We start from the raw sequence: 16,622 nt of genomic DNA on the forward strand, positions 1-16,622 counted from the left end.
TGCGTTTTCCCTTCGTTCCCGAATCCCGACCCGGCGCGTTGACTCCCGCGACGCACGCATGATTCACTCGCCCGAACGCATCGGAGACACGCATGGCGAAGGCAGAAACGGGTGCAGGGCAGCGCCGGCGCGCGCGTCGCGAACCGATGTCGCGGGTCGATACGGCCTGGTTGCGGATGGAGCGCCCGACCAATCCGATGATGATCACCGGGGTGCTGATGTTCGCCGAACCGATGTCGGTGGACGCGCTGCGCAAGGTCATCAAACAACGCTTCCTCGCTTATGGGCGGTTCCGGCAGAAAGCCGTGGACACCGCCGCCGGCGCCTACTGGCAGACCGACGACGACCTCGACCTGGACTGGCACGTGCAGCACACCGCGCTGCCGGGGCGCGGCGGCAAGCGCGCGCTGGAACGCTTCGTCAGCCAGCTCGCCTCCAGCCCGCTCGATCCCAGCCGGCCGCTGTGGCAGTTCCATCTGGTCGAGCGCTACCACGGCGGTTCGGCCTTGGTCGCGCGCCTGCACCACAGCTATGCCGACGGCATCGCCCTCGTCCAGGTACTGCTGTCGCTGACCGACACCACCGCGCAGCCGGCCAAGGGCAGCGACCTGCCGCACGCCTGGCTCAAGCAGGACGGCGCCGACGTCGCCCGCCGGGTCGGCGCGGTCGAGCGCTACATGAAGCTCGGCAGCAAGGCGGTCGAGAAGAGCATGGAGATGTACCGCGATCCGACCCTGGCGGCGATGCTGGCCAAGGAGGGCGGCGAGATCGCGCGCGAACTGCTGCACGCGCTGTCGCTGTCGGACGATCCGCCGTCGATGCTGCGCGGCAAGCTCGGCGTGTCCAAGCGGGTGGCCTGGGCCGAGCCGCTGGACCTGGAAGAGGTCAAGGCGGTCGGCCGCGCCTGCGACTGCACCGTCAACGACGTGCTGATGGCGACCGCGGCCGGCGCGCTGCGCAGCTACATGATCGAACGCGGCGACGCGGTCGACGGCCTGACCCTGCGCGCGACCGTGCCGGTCAACCTGCGGCCGCTGGAGCACGCGCGCAAGCTCGGCAACCACTTCGGCCTGGTGTTCCTAGACCTGCCGGTCGGCGAGGCCAACCCGATCCGCCGGGTCGAGCGCGTCGCCGAGTGCATGAATAATCTCAAGAATTCGCGACAAGCTATTGTCGCATTTGGACTTTTGGCCGCGCTCGGCATGGCCCCGGCGCAGATGCAGGGGCTGGCGCTGGAGCTGTTCAGCCGCAAGGCCACCGCAGTGGCGACCAACGTGCCCGGGCCGCAGCAGCCGCTGTATATGGCCGGCTGCCGGCTCGAAGAGATGATGTTCTGGGTGCCGCAGACCGGCTCGATCGGGGTCGGCATCTCGATCCTGAGCTACAACGGCCGCGTGCATTTCGGCCTGATCGCCGACGGCAAGCTGATCCCCGATCCGGACGAGGTGATCGGCCGCTTCGGCGCCGAGTTCGACAAGCTGCTGTACCTAGCGCTGATGGGCGACTGGAACCACGCCCTGGACGCCGAGGGCGCGGCGGCGTTGATGGCCTGAGGCCCTGTGGGAGGGGCTTCAGCCCCGACGCTTTCTTGCCGGCCTGATCGGAAGGCGTCGGGCCTGCAGGCCCTCCCACATGCAGCGGCAAAGCCCTCCGGGAAAGGCCCGCGCGCCTTCCCCGCCCGGACCTGAACGGGCGGTCGCCTCCGTCACTCGTCCCCCACGGCGGCGTGATTAGCTTGTGGGCGCTCCGCCACCAGACGAGGACAGCCCATGAAGACCCCATTCAAACTCGCCATCGCCGCCGCGACCCTGACCGCGCTGCTCGCCGGCTGCGCCACCGGTGGCGGCGGCTACTACGGCGGCCAGCAGCAGCCGTATCCGGGCGATCCGAACCAGCCGCAGCAACAGCAGGGCGGCATGAGCAAGACCCAGAAGGGCGCGCTGATCGGCGCGCTGGCCGGCGTGGCGGCGGGCCTGCTCAGCGGCAACGACGCCACCGAGCGCCGCCAGCGCGCCTTGATCGGCGCCGGCGTCGGCGGCCTCGCCGGCGGCGCGATCGGCAACTACCAGGACCGCCAGGAGCGCGCGCTGCGCGAGCGCATGCAGGGCACCGGCGTCGACGTGATCCGCCAGGGCGACAACATCACCCTGAACATGCCCAGCAACATCACCTTCGCCTTCAACAGCGCCAACTTGGACCCGAAGTTCGACCCGGTGCTCGACAACGTCGCCAGCACCCTGAACGAGTACAACCAGACCATCGTCGAGGTTGCCGGCCACACCGACAGCATCGGCGGCGACGCGGTCAACCAGCGCCTGTCCGAGCAGCGCGCCGCCTCGGTCGGCAATTACCTGATGTCCAAGGGCCTGGTGCGCGACCGCTTCATCCTCACCGGCGCGGGCAAGACCCGGCCGATCGCCAGCAACGACACTGAGGCCGGCCGCGCGCAGAACCGCCGGGTCGAGATCACCCTGGTGCCGGTGCGCTCGTGATGCCGCGCCGCCGACCCTGACGGCGCGCCGTTCGCGGCGCCTGCGTTCGCGAATCGGGCCGCCCAGTGCGGCCCGATTTTTTTGCGCCTGTATTTCGCGTGGATCGTTCCACGCGGGCGCGGCCTGACGCCGCGACGGCCGACGGATCGCCGAACTCGCCCGCCTTGGCTTGGTGCGGCGAACGCGCGCCATCTCCCTGCGCGCACCTTTTGTCCGCCTGCGCATGTACACGACGAGAAGCTGTTCAAGAGGAACAGCACCGTGAACGAGATGCCCGACGCGACCGATATGCCCGATTTCCCGCGCGAGCCGCTGCGCATCGCCTTGTCCGACGACCATCCGGTGGTGCGCGCCGGCGTGCGCGCGCTGCTCGACGCGGGCGGCGGCGACGCCTGGACGGTGGTGGCCGAAGCCGCCGGCGCCGACGAACTGCTGGGGCTGCTGGCGGTCACGCCGCTGGATTTGCTGATCACCGATTTTTCCATGCCCGGCAGCCGCGCCGGCGACGGCCTGACTTTGCTCGGGCTGATCCGCCGCCGTTATCCGCAATTGCCGGTGATCGTGCTGACCATGATCGGCAACCCGCCGATGCTGCGTTCGATCGCCGACACCGGCGTCGCCGGGCTGCTCGACAAGGCCGCGGCCGCGAACGAGCTTGCCCAGGCGGTGTCCGCGGTGGCGCAGGGGCAGCACTACTACGGCCGCGCCTTGTCGGCCGCGCTCGATCCGGCGGCGGCGCTGGCGCGCGCCGGCCAGGCGCTGTCGCCGCGCGAGGCCGAGGTGCTGCGGCTGTTCGTCGCCGGCTTCGGCGTGTCGCAGATCGCCGCGCAACTGCATCGCAGCAAGCAGACCATCAGCCGGCAGAAGACCGATGCGATGGCCAAGCTCGGCTTGCGCAACGATCGCGAGATCTACGAATACGCCCGCAGCGAAGGCCTGCTGTCCTGAACCGCGCGGGCGCCCCTGCGGCGAGCGCCGAGGCGGGCCGTCGTGCGCCGCGGTGCGGGGCGCTGGCTGCATTGGCGATGGTGGCGGCCGTGGCGGCGGGTTCGGCGCAGGCGCGCGCCTGGAATCCCGATCCGGGCCCGGTCCTCGCGCCGGTTGCTGTCGAGGCCGCGCCCGCGGCGGACGAGCTGCCCGGCAAGGGCGCTCGCATTGCCGAAGACCCTATAGCGGCAGGGCGAACCGGCGAGAAGATCGCCGCAACGCGCACCGCGCCCGACACGGTTTGGTCGTTCGCACGAAACGCGGCCAGTCCCACGGCGGAATCGATCCCCGCCGCCGCCGGCGCCCGTGCGAGCCCGCCGACCGAGCGGCTCGACCGCCTGCCGCAGGCCGAGCGCGAACGCATCCGCGACGGCGCGACCGCCGCGCGCTATCGCCAGGGCGTGCCGTGGAGCCGGGTGCTGGTGATCGTGTCGGTGGCGCTGCTGACGATCAACGTCATCGCCGTGTTCCACCTGCGCCTGCGCAACGAATCGCGGCGGCGCGAGGCGGCCGACCGCAAGCTGCGCGAAGTCGCGCGCAACCTGCCGGGCGTGGTGTTCAAGGCGCAGCGCGCCGCCAACGGCCAGATCCGCTTCCCTTATCTGACCGGGCGTCCGGAGCTGTTGTTCGGGATCGGCGCCGAGCGCGCGGCGCTCGACTCGCGCGCGCTGTTCGCGCGCGTGCATCGCGACGACCTGCCGCGATTGCGCCAGGCGATCCGCGTCGCGACCCGGGCCATGAGCGGCCTGCATGCCGATTTCCGCGTGCACGGCGACGACGGCCAATGGCGCTGGGTCCGGGTCAGCGCGTTGCCGCGGCCGCCGCAGCCTGGCGAGGACGGCAGCGAGGCCGGCTATACCGGCTACTTCGTCGAGGTCACCGACGTGCACGTGCAGGCCCAGGCGCTGGCCAGGGCCAAGGAGCAGGCCGAGGCCGCGACCCGCGCCAAATCGCATTTCCTGGCGACGATGAGCCATGAGATCCGCACGCCGATGGCCGGCATGGTCGGCATGCTGGAACTGCTGCAGCGCTCGCCGCTGGACGCCGACCAGCAGGCGTTGCTGGGCTACATGCGCGAGTCGGCGCAGAGCCTGCAGGCGCTGGTCGGCGACATCCTGGACGTGTCGCGGATCGAAGCCGGGCAACTGCGCATCGAATGGGCGCCGCTGCAGCCGCGCGGGCTCGCCGATGCGGTGGCGATGCACGCCGCCGAGGACTGCCGCAACCGCCGCCTGCGCCTGGACCTGCGGGTGGACGCGGCGGTGCCCGACAGCGTGCTCGGCGACGCGGCGCGGCTGCGCCAGGTGCTGTTGAACCTGCTCGGCAACGCGGTCAAGTTCACCGAGAGCGGCGGAGTCTGGCTGGACATGCGGGTGCGCGCGGCCAAGTTGGTCATCGAGGTCGGCGATACCGGCATCGGCATGAGCCCGGCCCAGTTGCGGCGCGCGTTCGAGCCGTTCCGGCAGGGCGAGGACAGTACCTCGCGCCGCTACGGCGGGACCGGCCTGGGCTTGTCGATCTGCCGGCAACTGGTGGAGTTGATGGGCGGATGCATCCGCGTGGACAGCCGGCTGGGGCAGGGCACGCGGGCGATGGTCGAACTGCCGTTGCGCGCGGCGGTGGCCGCGGCGGCGGAACCGGGGGCCGCTGCGGCGCCGCTGCGGGTGGCGGTGAAGCTGGCCGATCCGCGCCGCGCCGACGCCTTGCGGCAATGGCTGGCGGCGCTGCGCCAGCGGCCGGCCATGCCGGGCGAACGGGCCGACCTGAGTTTCGAGGACGCGGAGCGCCCCGGCCAATTGCGGATGCGCCGCACCGACCATGACGGCGGTTCGCAGAGCTATGCGGTGCACGCCGATCCCTTGCTGTTCCTGCACGTGCGGCGCGCTTGCGAATGGGCGCGCGATCCGGCCAGCGTCGCGCCGGCCGCGGCGGCCGTGCGTGCGGCGGCCGTGCCGGTAGCGGCGGCGGGGCCGCAGGCCACGCGCATCCTGGTGGCCGAGGACAGCCCGATCAACCGCGAACTGATCCGTCGCCAGTTGCTCGAACTCGGCCATGCCAGCCGGGTGTGCGCCAGCGGCCGCGAGGCGCTGGCGGCGCTGCGCGAGGGCGGCTTCGATCTGCTGCTGAGCGACTGCCAGATGCCGCAACCCGACGGTTACCAACTGGCCCGCGCGATCCGCGCCGAGGAGGCGCGCGGCGGCGGCGCGCGCCTGGCGATCGTGGCGGTCACCGCCAGCGCCTTGCCCGAGCAGCTCGAGCGTTGCCATGCGGCCGGGATGGACGATTGCCTGGTCAAGCCGGTGCGGCTGGGCGAGCTGGAACGGGCGCTGCGGCGCTGGTTGCCGACGCCGGAGCAGGCGCCGGCGCAGGCCGAGCCGGACCGCGCGGGCTTGCGCGCGGTGTTGCCGCTGTTGCTGCGCGAGTTGCCGCGCGAGCGCGAGGGCATCGCCGGGGCGCTGCGCGCCGAAGACGCGGTCGCGCTGGCGGCGGCGCTGCACCGCTGCGCCGGCGCCATCGCCTTGTACGACGCTCAGGCGGCGGCGCGCGCGCAGGCGCTGGAGTTGCAACTGGCGCAGCGGCCGTTGCCGGAATCGGCCGCGCAGGTGGCGGCCTTGCTGGAGGAGCTGGCCGGATTGCAGCGGCGCTGGGAAGCGCTGGCCGAGGCCTAGCGCCGTTTCAGTGGCGGGCGTCGCCGGCGTCGGCGACGACGTTGAGCGCGGGCGGCGGGTCGATCGCCAGCTCTTTCTCCAATTCCTCGCGGAACTGCTCGGAGCTCAGTCCGCGCTCGGCCAGTTCCTGGTCGGCGGCGCGGCGCAACGCGCTGGAGCAGCCCAGGCTGACCTGGCGGCCTTCGCGCCGGTGCAGCGACGCGGCGCGTTCGAGCAGGGCCAGCACCCGCGCCGCGCTCTCGGAGCCGCCGACGATGCGGCCGCCCAGGCCCAGGGTCCATTCGCCGTCGCGGCGGACGATGCCGCCGAGCAGGCGGCCGTCGGTATCGCGCAGCTCCGCGTGCGGCTCGATGCTGGCGCCCACCGCCGCGACCGGACGGGCGCGGGCGAGTTTGCGCTTCTTGGCGTCGCGACGGGCCTTGGAGTTGATCGACATGGCTGGCTCCTCGGCCGCGATGATGGCTTGAGCGACATCATAGCCGCGCGTTTGCGGGGGCCCAAGCCGAGTGCGGCGGCAGGGGAGTGCGACGCAGTGCGCCGTTCAGCGAGTGCGTGGCGGCTGGGAGGAAGGCGTCGGGCCTGAAGGCCCTCCCACAACAGCGAAGGCGGCCGGCTTCGGCAAAGCTGGCTGGCTCCAGTAAAGCTCGCTGGCTCTACAAAGCTGGCCGTCTCTACAAAACTGGCCGTCTCTATATAGCTGGCCGGTTCCAGTAAGGCTGGCTGGCTCTATTCAAAGCTGGCTGGCTCTATCTGCGGCGATGTGCGGCCCGACCGCTGTCGTGGGAGGGCCTTCAGGCCCGACGCTTTCCTTTCGGATCGCCACGGAACTTCCGGTATCGGCTCCGCCGCTCGCCACAAACTCCCAGGACCGGCTCCGCTATGAAGCGGAGCCGGTCCGGCCGGGTCAGTGCCGGTGCGATCGGCCGTCGCGGTGGGTGTGCGCGTCCTCGGTCGGTGGCGCGGCCTTGGCGCTGTCCCGCGGTGCGGGCGGATGCGCGTCGTCGTGCGTATGCGCATGTCCGCCGGCGCCGGCATCGCCCGCGCCGGCGTCGTGTCCCTGCGCATCGTCCGCGCCGGACCGGGCGTCGTCGCCATGCGCATGCCTGCCCATGGCGCCATGCCCGGACGCGTCCTCGCCGCCGCCGTGCGAATGGCCGTCGCTGCGCGCGACCAGTTCGCGATAGCCCTGCGCGTCCAGCGAAGGCAGCCGGCCGAGGAAGGCGACCAGGTCCCACAGGTGGGCGTCGTCCATGCTGCCGCCCCAAGCCGGCATGCCCGAGGCCTTGATGCCGTGCTTGATCGTCCAGAACGCGGACGCGGCATCGACTTCGCGCCGCGACAGGTTCGGCGGCGCCGGATACAGCCCGCGCGACAGTTCGCTGGGACCGGCGCCCGGGGTCAGGTGGCAGCCGGCGCACATCGCCGCGTAGTTGCCGGCGCCGCGGCGCACGCGTTCGGCGTCGTCGAGATCGGCCGGCACCGCGATCGCGCTCGCGCGCGTCGCCACCGAACGCGCGCGCGCGTACTCGAGCACGGCGTACACCGGCCGCGTGTGCGGCGCGTCGGCGCCGACGTCATAGATTCCCGACCACAGCGCCGCGACGCCGGCTGCGCCCGCGGTCAAGACCGCGCCGCCCAGCCACAGGCCGGTTCGAAGGAAAGCGTTCATCGGCGCGCTCCTTCAGAACCACAGCCGCACGCCGGCGACCAGGCGGGTGTCCTCGATCCGTTCGCCGTGCGCGCGCCGGTAGTCGGCGGTGTCGCCGAACGCGCGCTCCCAGCTCACGCCGATATACGGCGCGAACTTGCGGCTGAACTCGTAGCGCAGGCGCAGCCCGGCTTCGGCGCTGCTGAGGCCGGCGCCGGTCTCGCGGCGCGGATCGTCCTTGCCGTAGAACTCGACTTCGACCAGCGGCTGCAGGATCAGGCGGTTGGTCAGCAGCAGCTCGTACTCGGCCTCCAGGTTGAGCGCGCTCTGGCCGCGTTCGCCGAGGTAGGCGGTGGCGGACACTTCGAACTTGTACGGCGACAGCCCCTGCAGACCGAACGCGGCCCAGGTCTGCGAACGCTCGGGGCGGAAGTCGTGGCGCACGCCGGCGACCACGTCCCACCACGGCGAGATCGCGCGGCCGTACAGCGCCTCCAGGTTGGCCGATTCGGTGCGGCCGTCCTCGCGCTCGCCTTCGCTGCGCAGCCACAGGCGGTCGGTGTCGTTGCCGAACCAGGCCTGGCCTTCCCAGGCCTGGGCGCTGCCGTGTTCGGCATCGACCGCTTCCAGGCGGTTGAACACCACCATGCGGCCGAACTCGGGCGCGTGCTGCATGTGCAGGCTGATCGGCGGGAACGCGGCGGCGCGGTCGGCGTCGGTGACCGCGGGGATCGGCTCGCGCGGTCGCTGCGGCGCGTCGGTGCGCGGCGCGGCGCCGTGGCCCATCTGCGAATGGTCCATTTTCGAATGGTCCATTTTCGAATGGTCCATTTTCGAATGGTCCATCTGCGAGTGGTCCATCTTGGAGCGATCCATCGCCGCGTCCGGCTCGGATGCGGCGGCAGGCGCCGCAGGGCCGGAGTGGTCCATCCTGGAATGATCCATCTGCGAGTGGTTCACCTGCGCAGCGGCCGCTTTCGACTGCGCGGCGGCCGTCTTCGCCGGCGTTTTCTTGCCGGTGTACGAATGGTTCATTCGCGAACGATCCATTGCGGCCGCGGGCGCCGCGTCGGTCGCATGCGCGGCATGATCGTGCTGCTGTGCGCCGGCGACGCCGGCGAACGACAGCGCCAGGGCCAGGGCGGAGCGGGGCAGGCGTGCGGTCGTCTTCATTCTTCGACCCTCACTTCGCGCATCATGCCCGCTTCCATGTGGTAGAGCAGGTGGCAGTGGAAGGCCCAGCGGCCGAGCGCGTCGGCGCGCACGCGGTAGCTGCGGCGCGTTCCCGGCGGCATGTCGACGGTGTGCTTGCGCACCTGGAATTCCTGCTTGTCGTTCTCCAGGTCGCTCCACAGGCCGTGCAGGTGGATCGGGTGGGTCATCATGGTGTCGTTGACCAGGACGATGCGCAGCCGCTCGCCGTAGGTCAGCCGAATGGGTTCCGCGCCCATGAATTTCTGCCCGTCGAAGGACCAGGCGAACTTCTCCATGTGGCCGGTGAGGTGCAACTCGATCTCGCGGCCGGGTTCGCGGCCGTCCGGGTCGGGGAACACGCTGTGCAGGTCGGCGTAGGTCAGCACCTTGCGGCCGTTGCCGCGCAGGCCGATGCCGGGGTCGTCGAGCTTGGGCGATACGCTCATCGCGCGCATGTCGATCAGGCGCTCGTCGCCGCCCGGTTTCGCGCCGGCGCCGTGGTTCATGCCGGCTTGGTCCATGCCGGCCATGCCGTTGCCGCCGCCCATGTTGGCGCCGCAGCCGCCTTCCATGCCCTTGGACTTGGCGCCGCCCATGTTGCCGCCGCAACCGCCCTCCATGCCCTTCATCTGCGACATGTCGTGGCCGCCGTGCCCGCCCATGCCGCCGTGGCCCATGTCCTCCATGGTCAGCAGCGGGCGCGGATCGGTGCGCGGCACCTCCGCTTCCAGTCCCTGGCGCACCGCCAGGGTGCCGCGCACGTAGCCGGTGCGGGCGTTGTCCTGGCAGAAGATCGTGTAGGCGTCCTGGCCGGACGGCTCGACGATGACGTCGTAGGTCTCGGCCACGGCGATGCGGAACTCGTCGACGCTGACCGGATGCACCGGCATGCCGTCGGCGGCGACCACGGTCATCTTCAGGCCGGGGATGCGCACGTCGAAGTAGGTCATCGCCGAGCCGTTGACGAAGCGCAGCAGCACCTTCTCGCCGGGCTTGAACAGGCCGGTCCAGTTGCCGGCCGGGGTGGCGCCGTTGAGCAGGTAGGTGTAGGTGTGGCCGTTGACGTCGGACAGGTCGGTCGGGGTCATGCGCATGCGGCCCCATTCGCCGCGGTCGCGCAGGGTCGCGGCCAGGCCCTTGTCGCGCACGTCGCGCAGCGCGTCGCCGACGGTGCGCTTGTAGTAGTTGTCGTAGCTGGACATCTGCTTGAGCCGGCGGAACAGCGCGGCCGGTTCCAGGTCGGTCCAGTCCGACAGCAGCAGTACGTGCTCGCGGTCGTAGCGGTAGGGATGCGGCTCGCGCGGATCGATGACGATCGCGCCGTACAGGCCGGCCTGTTCCTGGAACAGCGAGTGGCTGTGGTACCAGTAGGTGCCGGACTGGCCGACCCGGAAGCGATAGACGTAGCTCTCGCCGGGGCGGATGCCGTCGAAGCTCAGGCCCGGCACGCCGTCCATGTTGGCCGGCAGGATCAGCCCGTGCCAATGGATCGAAGTCATGCCCTCGCGCAGGCGGTTGGCCACGCGCAGGGTCACGGTGTCGCCTTCGCGCCAGCGCAGGATCGGCGCCGGCAGGCTGCCGTTGACGGTCACCGCCGGGCGCACGCGGCCGGTGAAGTTGACCTGGGTGGCGCCGATGTCGAGATCGAATTCGGTGCCGCTGAGAACGCGCGGGGCGTGCGCCATCGGCGCGGCGAACGCGCCGCGCCACAGGCCGCTGCCGGCGATGGCGCCGCCGGCGGCGAGGCCGGCGACGAAGCGGCGGCGGCTGCGGTCGAGCGGCGCGCCGTAAGGGGGAATGCGTGAATTCATTGGACCTTCCGTGCCGTTGCCGGCGAGTGGGAAGCGCCGCGATCTGGATCGCGGCAAGCGATGCGAGGGCCGGCCGGGTGGCGGCGCGGCGCGCGTGCGAGCGAACGGCGACGGCGCGCGGCGTTCGCCGCGGGCGCGTACGGCCGTGGGCCGGCGCAGGGCCGGCGGTCGCGAATCAGGCGATGGGCGGGCGGATCGGCAGGCTCAGCACGCCGCTGGGCGGCGCGTGCGCGTTCGGCAGCGCCGGCGCGATTTCGTCCAGGCGCGGCGGCAACGGCACGACCGCGTGGGCGATGCTGGCGGCCTGCAGGCAATCGCACTGGCAAGCGAATTTGCCGCAGCAGTCGCCCTCGTGCGGGGCGGCCGGGTCGCCGGGGTGCGGCGTGGAATCGGGCATGGAGCCGGGCGCGGCGCCGTGATGCTGCATCGGGCCATCGGCATGCGCCATCGCCGGCAGGTCCATGCCTTCGTGGCAGTCGGCCATCGCCGGGTCCGCGGCGGGCGCGGCCGTCATCGCCGTATGCGGGCCCATCGCGTGGCCGCCGCTGGCGATCATCGCCGCCGACGCGTAGCCGTTGAGGCTCAACGCGACGATCAGCGACAGGCGCAGCAGCAGCGAAAGAAAGGACATGCGCGAGGGCGGGGCAAGTGGAGTGCGATGGGAGCGGCGAACGGCGGCGAGACGCGGTCACGCGGTCGAACGAAGCTCATTGTGCACGCAATGGCCGGCGATGGTGCAACCTTCCTGAGTAGGAAGGTTGCGTGCGGCGTTCATTTCGGCGCGCCGCCGAGGGTTCGCGACACCATCGTTTCGCCCGCTGCCGGCAGGGCCGGGAGCGGGCGCGACCGGCGCCGACCCCGCGCTTGTTCGCGGATTTGCCGCTGCGGTAGCATGACCGGCGGAGATGGCATTCCTCCGGTCCTGTCGCGACAGGCGAACCGCCGCCAAGGCTGATGATGCCTGCCCACCCCGGACCGCGGGTGCGCAGGCGTGTCGCCGTCCAGTCGATACCCGCCGCGCGCGCTCCTTGCAAACCGTGAGGAGTCCGAGCGCGTGGATGGCATGTCGGCTGTGAGCATCTTCATCGGCGCGGGCCTGGGCGCGTTGTTGCGCTGGTGGCTCGGCCTGGCCCTGAACCCGCTGTTCCCGACCGTTCCGATGGGCACCCTGGCCGCCAACGCCCTGGGCGGGTTGTTGATGGGCGTGCTGATGGCGGTGTTCGCCCAATACGAAACCCTGCCGCTGGCCTTGCGGCTGGCCCTGACCACCGGCTTTCTCGGCGGCCTGACCACGTTTTCGACGTTCTCGGCCGAGACGTCCAGCCTGCTGTTGCGCGGCGAGTACGGCTGGGCCGGGGCGATCGTGGCCGCGCACGTCGGCGCTTCGCTGCTGGCGACGCTGGCCGGGGTGATGGCGGTGCGCGGACTGTTGCGGTGGCTGGCGGGCGCGGCGGCATGAACGGCGCGCGCCCGCGCCTGTCCGCTCAGAAGTGCCGCAAGCGCCGCGGCCCGCCGGCTCGGCGATGACGGCCGCGACGTCGTCGGCGCGCCGGCGCGGATCGCTCGCGGTCGGCGTCATGGTTCGCGGATGCGTGTCGTGCGAGTGAAAGCGCGATAGAGGTCGCAAACCGGATTTGTACGGCTGTGATGCCTATCGCATCGATCGGCCGCCGCGTCCGGCATATGCGCACACGCGGCCGTACGCGCGATTTCGTTCATCCCGCGCACGGCGCGCAAGCGCTTGCCCGGCCCAGCGCAAGTGGCATAATTCCCACTCACACGGACGACGTACTCACGGCTCGTCCATTTCCGGCCAGCCGGCGTTCCCGCCCGCAAGCTCTCGACCCCAGAGCCTGCAGGTGCCTCTTGAACGCATTCTCCCGCGCGGCTTGCGCGACGCCAGCTTTCCGTTTTTCGCCTTTCTCGTTCCACGATCCTCGCGGCGATCGCGCCGTCGCGCGCGCAGGAGCGCGGCGATGAGCGAAGAAGCCCAATTGGCGCCGCTCGCGCCGGTTCCCGCCAGCGAATCCAATGCGGGCGAATCCAATGTGGGCGATTCGGGACTCGGCGGCTTCGACGCATCCGCGTCCAGCCATGAACCGGCCGAGGCCTTCGCCGCGCCAGCCTTGCTGTCGAGCTACCGCGCGCACGATTCGCTGTTCTCCTCCAGCCACACGCAGCTGCATGCGCGCGGCGTGCTGCAGCCGTTGACGCGCGCCAGCGACGACGATCTCGCCGGCGCCAGCGAGCGTTTGCTGGCGCAGGTCGCGGCCGAAGCCGGGCGCTTGCCGCTGCTCGGCGCGGTGCCGTTCGAAGGCGGCCAGCCCGCGCGGCTGTGGGTGCCGGCGCAGGCCGCGTTCGCGGCCGGGCGCGCGCGCCACCGCGGCGCCGTCCACGGCGAGGCCCGCCATGCGGACCGAATCGAGCCGAACGTCCAGCCGGTGCCTGCGCCGGCGCAGTTCAAGCGCAACGTCGAGCGCTCGCTGCAACGCATCCACGACGGCGGGCTGCGTAAAGTGGTGATGTCGCGCAGCCTGCGCATCGATGCGCGGGTCGAGGTGGCGCAATTGCTCGCGCAGTTGCTGGCGCGCGCGCCTTCGGCCTACACCTTCGCCATGGATCTGGCCGGCGCCGGCGGTCCGGCCGCCTGCCTGATCGGTTCCAGCCCCGAGTTGCTGCTGTCCAAGCGCGGCGCGCGGATCGTGTCGAATCCGCTGGCCGGTTCGATCCCGCGCAGCGCCGACCCGCACGAAGACCGCCGCCGCGCCGAGGGCCTGCTGCAGTCGGCCAAGGACCTGCACGAACACGCGCTGGTGATCGAGGACGTGGCCGCGGCGCTGCGCCCGTTCTGCCGCGAACTGCAGGTGCCGGCCGCGCCTTCGCTATTGGCCACGCCGACCATGTGGCACCTGTCCACGCGCGTGGACGGCGTGCTGCGCGACCCGGCGACCAGTTCGCTGCGGCTGGCGCTGGCGCTGCATCCGACCCCGGCGGTGTGCGGCTATCCGACCGAGCCGGCGCGGCGCACGATCCGCGAACTGGAAGGCTACGACCGCGGCCTGTTCACCGGCCTGGTCGGCTGGTGCGACAGCGAAGGCGACGGCGAATGGGCGGTGACGATCCGCTGCGCCCTGGTCGAGGAACACCGCGCGACGGTGTTCGCCGGCGCCGGCATCGTCGCCGGCTCGCAGCCGGAGGCCGAACTGGCCGAGACCACGGCCAAGCTGCGCACCATGCTCGGCGCGATGGGGCTGGCGCACGTGGCCGAGGCCGAGGGCAGGGCATGAGCGCCGCGCCGCTGGACGGCTGCGTGGCCTGGCCGGACGAATTCGCCGCGCGCTATCGCGAGCGCGGTTACTGGATCGGCGAGAACCTCTACGCCGGCCTGGCCCGCGGTGCGCGCGAACATCCCGAACGCACCGCCGTGATCTGCGGCGAACGGCGCTGGAGCTACGCGCAACTGGATCGCGACGCACGCCGATTCGCCGCGGGCCTGCGCCGCATCGGCGTCGCGCCGCGCGACCGGGTGCTGCTGCAACTGCCGAACATCGGCGAATACTACGTCGCCTGCCACGCGCTGTTCCTGCTCGGCGCGCTGCCGGTGTTCGCGCTGCCGGCGCATCGCCGCGCCGAGATCGGCTATTTCGTCGGCCACGCCGACGTACGCGCCTGCGTGATCGCCGACCGCGACGGCGGCTTCGACTGCCGCGCGATGATCCGCGAACTGCGCGCCGAACATACCGGCCTGCGCGAGGTGGTCGTGATCGGCGAGGCCGAGGAATTCCACGCCTTCCACGCGTTGCTCGACGAACCGCTGCAAGGCGACGGCCCGGACGCGGCCGAGTTCGCCTTCCTGCAGTTGTCCGGCGGCAGCACCGGCGTGCCCAAACTGATCCCGCGCACCCACGACGACTATTTGTACAGCGTGCGCGAGAGCGCGCGCATCTGCGGCCTGGACGGCGAGACCGTCTACCTGTGCGTCTTGCCGGCCGCGCACAATTTCCCGATGAGCTCGCCCGGCGCGCTCGGCGTGTTCCATGCCGGCGGCTGCGTGGTGCTGGCGCGGCAGGGCGACGCCGAATCGTGCTTCGCCCTGATCCAGCGCGAGCGCGTCACCCTGGCTGCGCTGGTGCCGGCCCTGGCGCTGGCGTGGCTGGAATCGCGCGCGCGGGCGCGCTACGACTTGGGCAGCCTGCGCTGCATCCAGATCGGCGGCGCGCACCTGGCCGGCGATGTCGCCCGGCGCGTGCCGGCGGCGTTCGGTTGCCGCCTGCAGCAGGTGTTCGGCATGGCCGAAGGGCTGGTCAACTACACCCGCGACGAGGACGGCGAGGAATTCGTGCTGGGCACGCAGGGACGGCCGATCAGCGGCGACGACGAGATCCGCATCGTCGACGACGAAGACGTCGAGGTCGCGCCCGGCGAGATCGGCCATCTGCTGACCCGCGGGCCGTACACGATCCGCGGCTATTACCGCGCCGAAGCGCACAACGCGCGCGCGTTCACCGCCGACGGCTTCTATCGCACCGGCGACCGCGTGCGCCGGCTCGCCAGCGGGCATCTGATCGTCGAAGGCCGGGCCAAGGACCAGGTCAACCGCGGCGGCGAGAAGATCGCGGCCGAGGAAATCGAAGGCTATCTGCTGGCGCATCCGGCGGTGTTCGACGCCGCGCTGGTGGCGATGCCCGATCGCTTTCTCGGCGAGAAGTCCTGCGCGTTCGTGACGCTGCGCGAGCCGGCCCAGGCCACGCCGCGCGAGTTGGCGCAGTTCCTGCGCGAACGCGGCATCGCCGCCTACAAGATTCCCGACCGCGTCGAATTCCTGGCCGAGCTGCCGCGCACCGCGGTCGGCAAGATCGACAAGAAGGCCCTGCGCGCGCGCTTCGCGCCGCCGGCCGTCGCTTCCTTCCCCGAATCCGCTACCGCCGAAGTCTCGCCATGACCATTCCGAAGATCGCGACCTATCCCATGCCCGGCCCGCAGCAGTGGCCGTCCAACCGGGTCGACTGGCGCCCGGAGCCCGCGCGCGCGGTGCTGCTGATCCACGACCTGCAAGAGTATTTCCTGGCGTTCTACGATCAGAGCCAGGCGCCGGTGCCGCAGTTGCTGGAGAACGTGCGCGCGCTGCGCGACGCCTGCGACGATGCCGGCGTGCCGGTGGTCTACACCGCCCAGCCGCCGGTGCAGAGCGCGCAGCAGCGCGGCCTGCTGCAGCCGTGGTGGGGACCGGGCATCACCGCCCAGCCGCAACTGGCGCCGGTCGCCGCGCCGATCGCGCCGCGCCCGCACGACACCGTGCTGACCAAGTGGCGCTACAGCGCCTTCGTCTCCAGCGATCTTCGCCAGCGGATGCGCGAACAAGGCCGCGACCAGCTCATCGTCTGCGGCATCTACGCCCACATCGGCTGCATGATGACCGTGGCCGACGCCTTCATGCACGATATCCAGCCGTTCCTGGTCGCCGACGCGGTGGCCGATTTTTCCGCGCAAGAACACCAGATGGCGCTGGATTACGTGTCGCGCCGCTGCGGCGTGGTGCTCGGCCGCGCCGACTGCGCGCAGGCGCTGGCCGACGCCGCCGGCCTGCCGGCGAGCCTGACCGCGCTGCGCACCGAACTGGCGCTGATCATGGAGCGTCCGCTCGCCGAGATCGGCGCCGACGACAATCCCTTCGAGGCCGGGCTGGATTCGATCCGGATGATGACCCTGCTGGAGCGTTGGTCGGCGCGCGGCGAGCGCATCGGTCTGGTCGAACTGGCAGAGCGCGGCAGCGTGGCGCAATGGTGGGAACTGATCCAGCAGCGGCGGGCGGCCTGATGGC

15 protein-coding genes and 1 riboswitch are annotated in these 16,622 nt (G+C 71.4%); of the genes, 9 read left to right on the forward strand and 6 right to left on the reverse strand.

Translation table 11 applies throughout. From position 1 onward, the window contains the following. Positions 1 to 92: 92 nt before the first annotated feature. The 4 genes from JHW41_RS12265 (at position 93) to JHW41_RS25965 (ending at position 6,148) form a co-directional block, all read left to right on the forward strand. Positions 93 to 1,553: a WS/DGAT/MGAT family O-acyltransferase gene (locus JHW41_RS12265; protein ID WP_057947693.1), complete on the forward strand. Its 1,461-nt coding sequence runs from the start codon at positions 93 to 95 to the stop codon at positions 1,551 to 1,553. A gap of 216 nt (positions 1,554 to 1,769) precedes the next feature. Then, positions 1,770 to 2,492: an OmpA family protein gene (locus JHW41_RS12270; RefSeq protein WP_078995417.1), complete on the forward strand. Its 723-nt coding sequence runs from the start codon at positions 1,770 to 1,772 to the stop codon at positions 2,490 to 2,492. A gap of 270 nt (positions 2,493 to 2,762) precedes the next feature. Then, on the forward strand, positions 2,763 to 3,440 hold the full coding sequence (locus JHW41_RS12275; protein WP_231784037.1) for a response regulator: 678 nt from the start codon (positions 2,763 to 2,765) through the stop codon (positions 3,438 to 3,440). A 77-nt stretch (positions 3,441 to 3,517) separates the two neighbouring features. Continuing rightward, complete coding sequence (locus JHW41_RS25965) at positions 3,518 to 6,148, forward strand: PAS domain-containing hybrid sensor histidine kinase/response regulator (protein ID WP_284499543.1); 2,631 nt, start codon at positions 3,518 to 3,520, stop codon at positions 6,146 to 6,148. 7 nt (positions 6,149 to 6,155) lie between these two features. Here JHW41_RS25965 and JHW41_RS12295 read toward each other — a convergent pair whose 3' ends face one another. Continuing rightward, positions 6,156 to 6,584, reverse strand: a complete 429-nt coding sequence (locus JHW41_RS12295) for a hypothetical protein (protein WP_057947690.1) — start codon at positions 6,582 to 6,584, stop codon at positions 6,156 to 6,158. Between the two features lie 112 nt (positions 6,585 to 6,696). Here JHW41_RS12295 and JHW41_RS26965 point away from each other — a divergent pair, with 112 nt between their 5' ends. After that, entirely contained in the window at positions 6,697 to 6,789 is a 93-nt protein-coding gene (locus tag JHW41_RS26965) for a DUF6053 domain-containing protein (protein ID WP_425608179.1), read from the forward strand. A gap of 89 nt (positions 6,790 to 6,878) precedes the next feature. Here the strand turns inward: JHW41_RS26965 and JHW41_RS26970 are convergent, their stop codons facing one another. The 5 genes from JHW41_RS26970 to JHW41_RS12315 all read right to left on the reverse strand — a co-directional run bounded on the left by JHW41_RS26970 (position 6,879) and on the right by JHW41_RS12315 (position 11,432). Beyond that, positions 6,879 to 7,004, reverse strand: coding sequence for a DUF6053 domain-containing protein (locus JHW41_RS26970; protein WP_425608180.1), 126 nt, complete (start codon positions 7,002 to 7,004; stop codon positions 6,879 to 6,881). A 48-nt stretch (positions 7,005 to 7,052) separates the two neighbouring features. Further along, entirely contained in the window at positions 7,053 to 7,817 is a 765-nt protein-coding gene (locus JHW41_RS12300; protein WP_250450379.1) for a c-type cytochrome, read from the reverse strand. Between the two features lie 12 nt (positions 7,818 to 7,829). Further along, positions 7,830 to 8,969, reverse strand: coding sequence for a copper resistance protein B (locus JHW41_RS12305; RefSeq protein WP_250450382.1), 1,140 nt, complete (start codon positions 8,967 to 8,969; stop codon positions 7,830 to 7,832). After that, positions 8,966 to 10,801 (reverse strand): copper resistance system multicopper oxidase, encoded by a 1,836-nt coding sequence (locus JHW41_RS12310; RefSeq protein WP_250450391.1) that lies wholly within the window; start codon positions 10,799 to 10,801, stop codon positions 8,966 to 8,968. Before JHW41_RS12310 ends, JHW41_RS12305 begins: the two co-directional genes overlap by 4 nt. A 175-nt stretch (positions 10,802 to 10,976) precedes the next feature. Next, entirely contained in the window at positions 10,977 to 11,432 is a 456-nt protein-coding gene (locus JHW41_RS12315; RefSeq protein WP_250450393.1) for a CopL family metal-binding regulatory protein, read from the reverse strand. Between the two features lie 261 nt (positions 11,433 to 11,693). After that, a riboswitch (Fluoride riboswitch) is annotated at positions 11,694 to 11,772 on the forward strand. A 92-nt stretch (positions 11,773 to 11,864) separates the two neighbouring features. On the opposite strand from JHW41_RS12315, the gene crcB reads away from it, so the two are divergent. The 4 genes from crcB (at position 11,865) to JHW41_RS12335 (ending at position 16,618) form a co-directional block, all read left to right on the forward strand. Then, positions 11,865 to 12,260, forward strand: a complete 396-nt coding sequence (crcB, locus tag JHW41_RS12320) for a fluoride efflux transporter CrcB (protein WP_250450395.1) — start codon at positions 11,865 to 11,867, stop codon at positions 12,258 to 12,260. Between the two features lie 517 nt (positions 12,261 to 12,777). Then, positions 12,778 to 14,088, forward strand: coding sequence for an isochorismate synthase (locus tag JHW41_RS12325; RefSeq protein WP_250450397.1), 1,311 nt, complete (start codon positions 12,778 to 12,780; stop codon positions 14,086 to 14,088). Further along, positions 14,085 to 15,743 carry a (2,3-dihydroxybenzoyl)adenylate synthase gene (locus JHW41_RS12330; protein ID WP_250450399.1) on the forward strand — a complete coding sequence of 553 codons (1,659 nt, stop codon included), beginning with the start codon at positions 14,085 to 14,087 and terminating at the stop codon, positions 15,741 to 15,743. Before JHW41_RS12325 ends, JHW41_RS12330 begins: the two co-directional genes overlap by 4 nt. Continuing rightward, complete coding sequence (locus tag JHW41_RS12335) at positions 15,740 to 16,618, forward strand: isochorismatase family protein (RefSeq protein WP_250450401.1); 879 nt, start codon at positions 15,740 to 15,742, stop codon at positions 16,616 to 16,618. The genes JHW41_RS12330 and JHW41_RS12335 overlap by 4 nt, the downstream gene beginning before the upstream one ends. Positions 16,619 to 16,622: the final 4 nt, after the last annotated feature.

It is taken from the genome of Lysobacter enzymogenes, assembly GCF_023617245.1.
Taxonomy (GTDB): Bacteria; Pseudomonadota; Gammaproteobacteria; order Xanthomonadales; family Xanthomonadaceae; genus Lysobacter; species Lysobacter yananisis.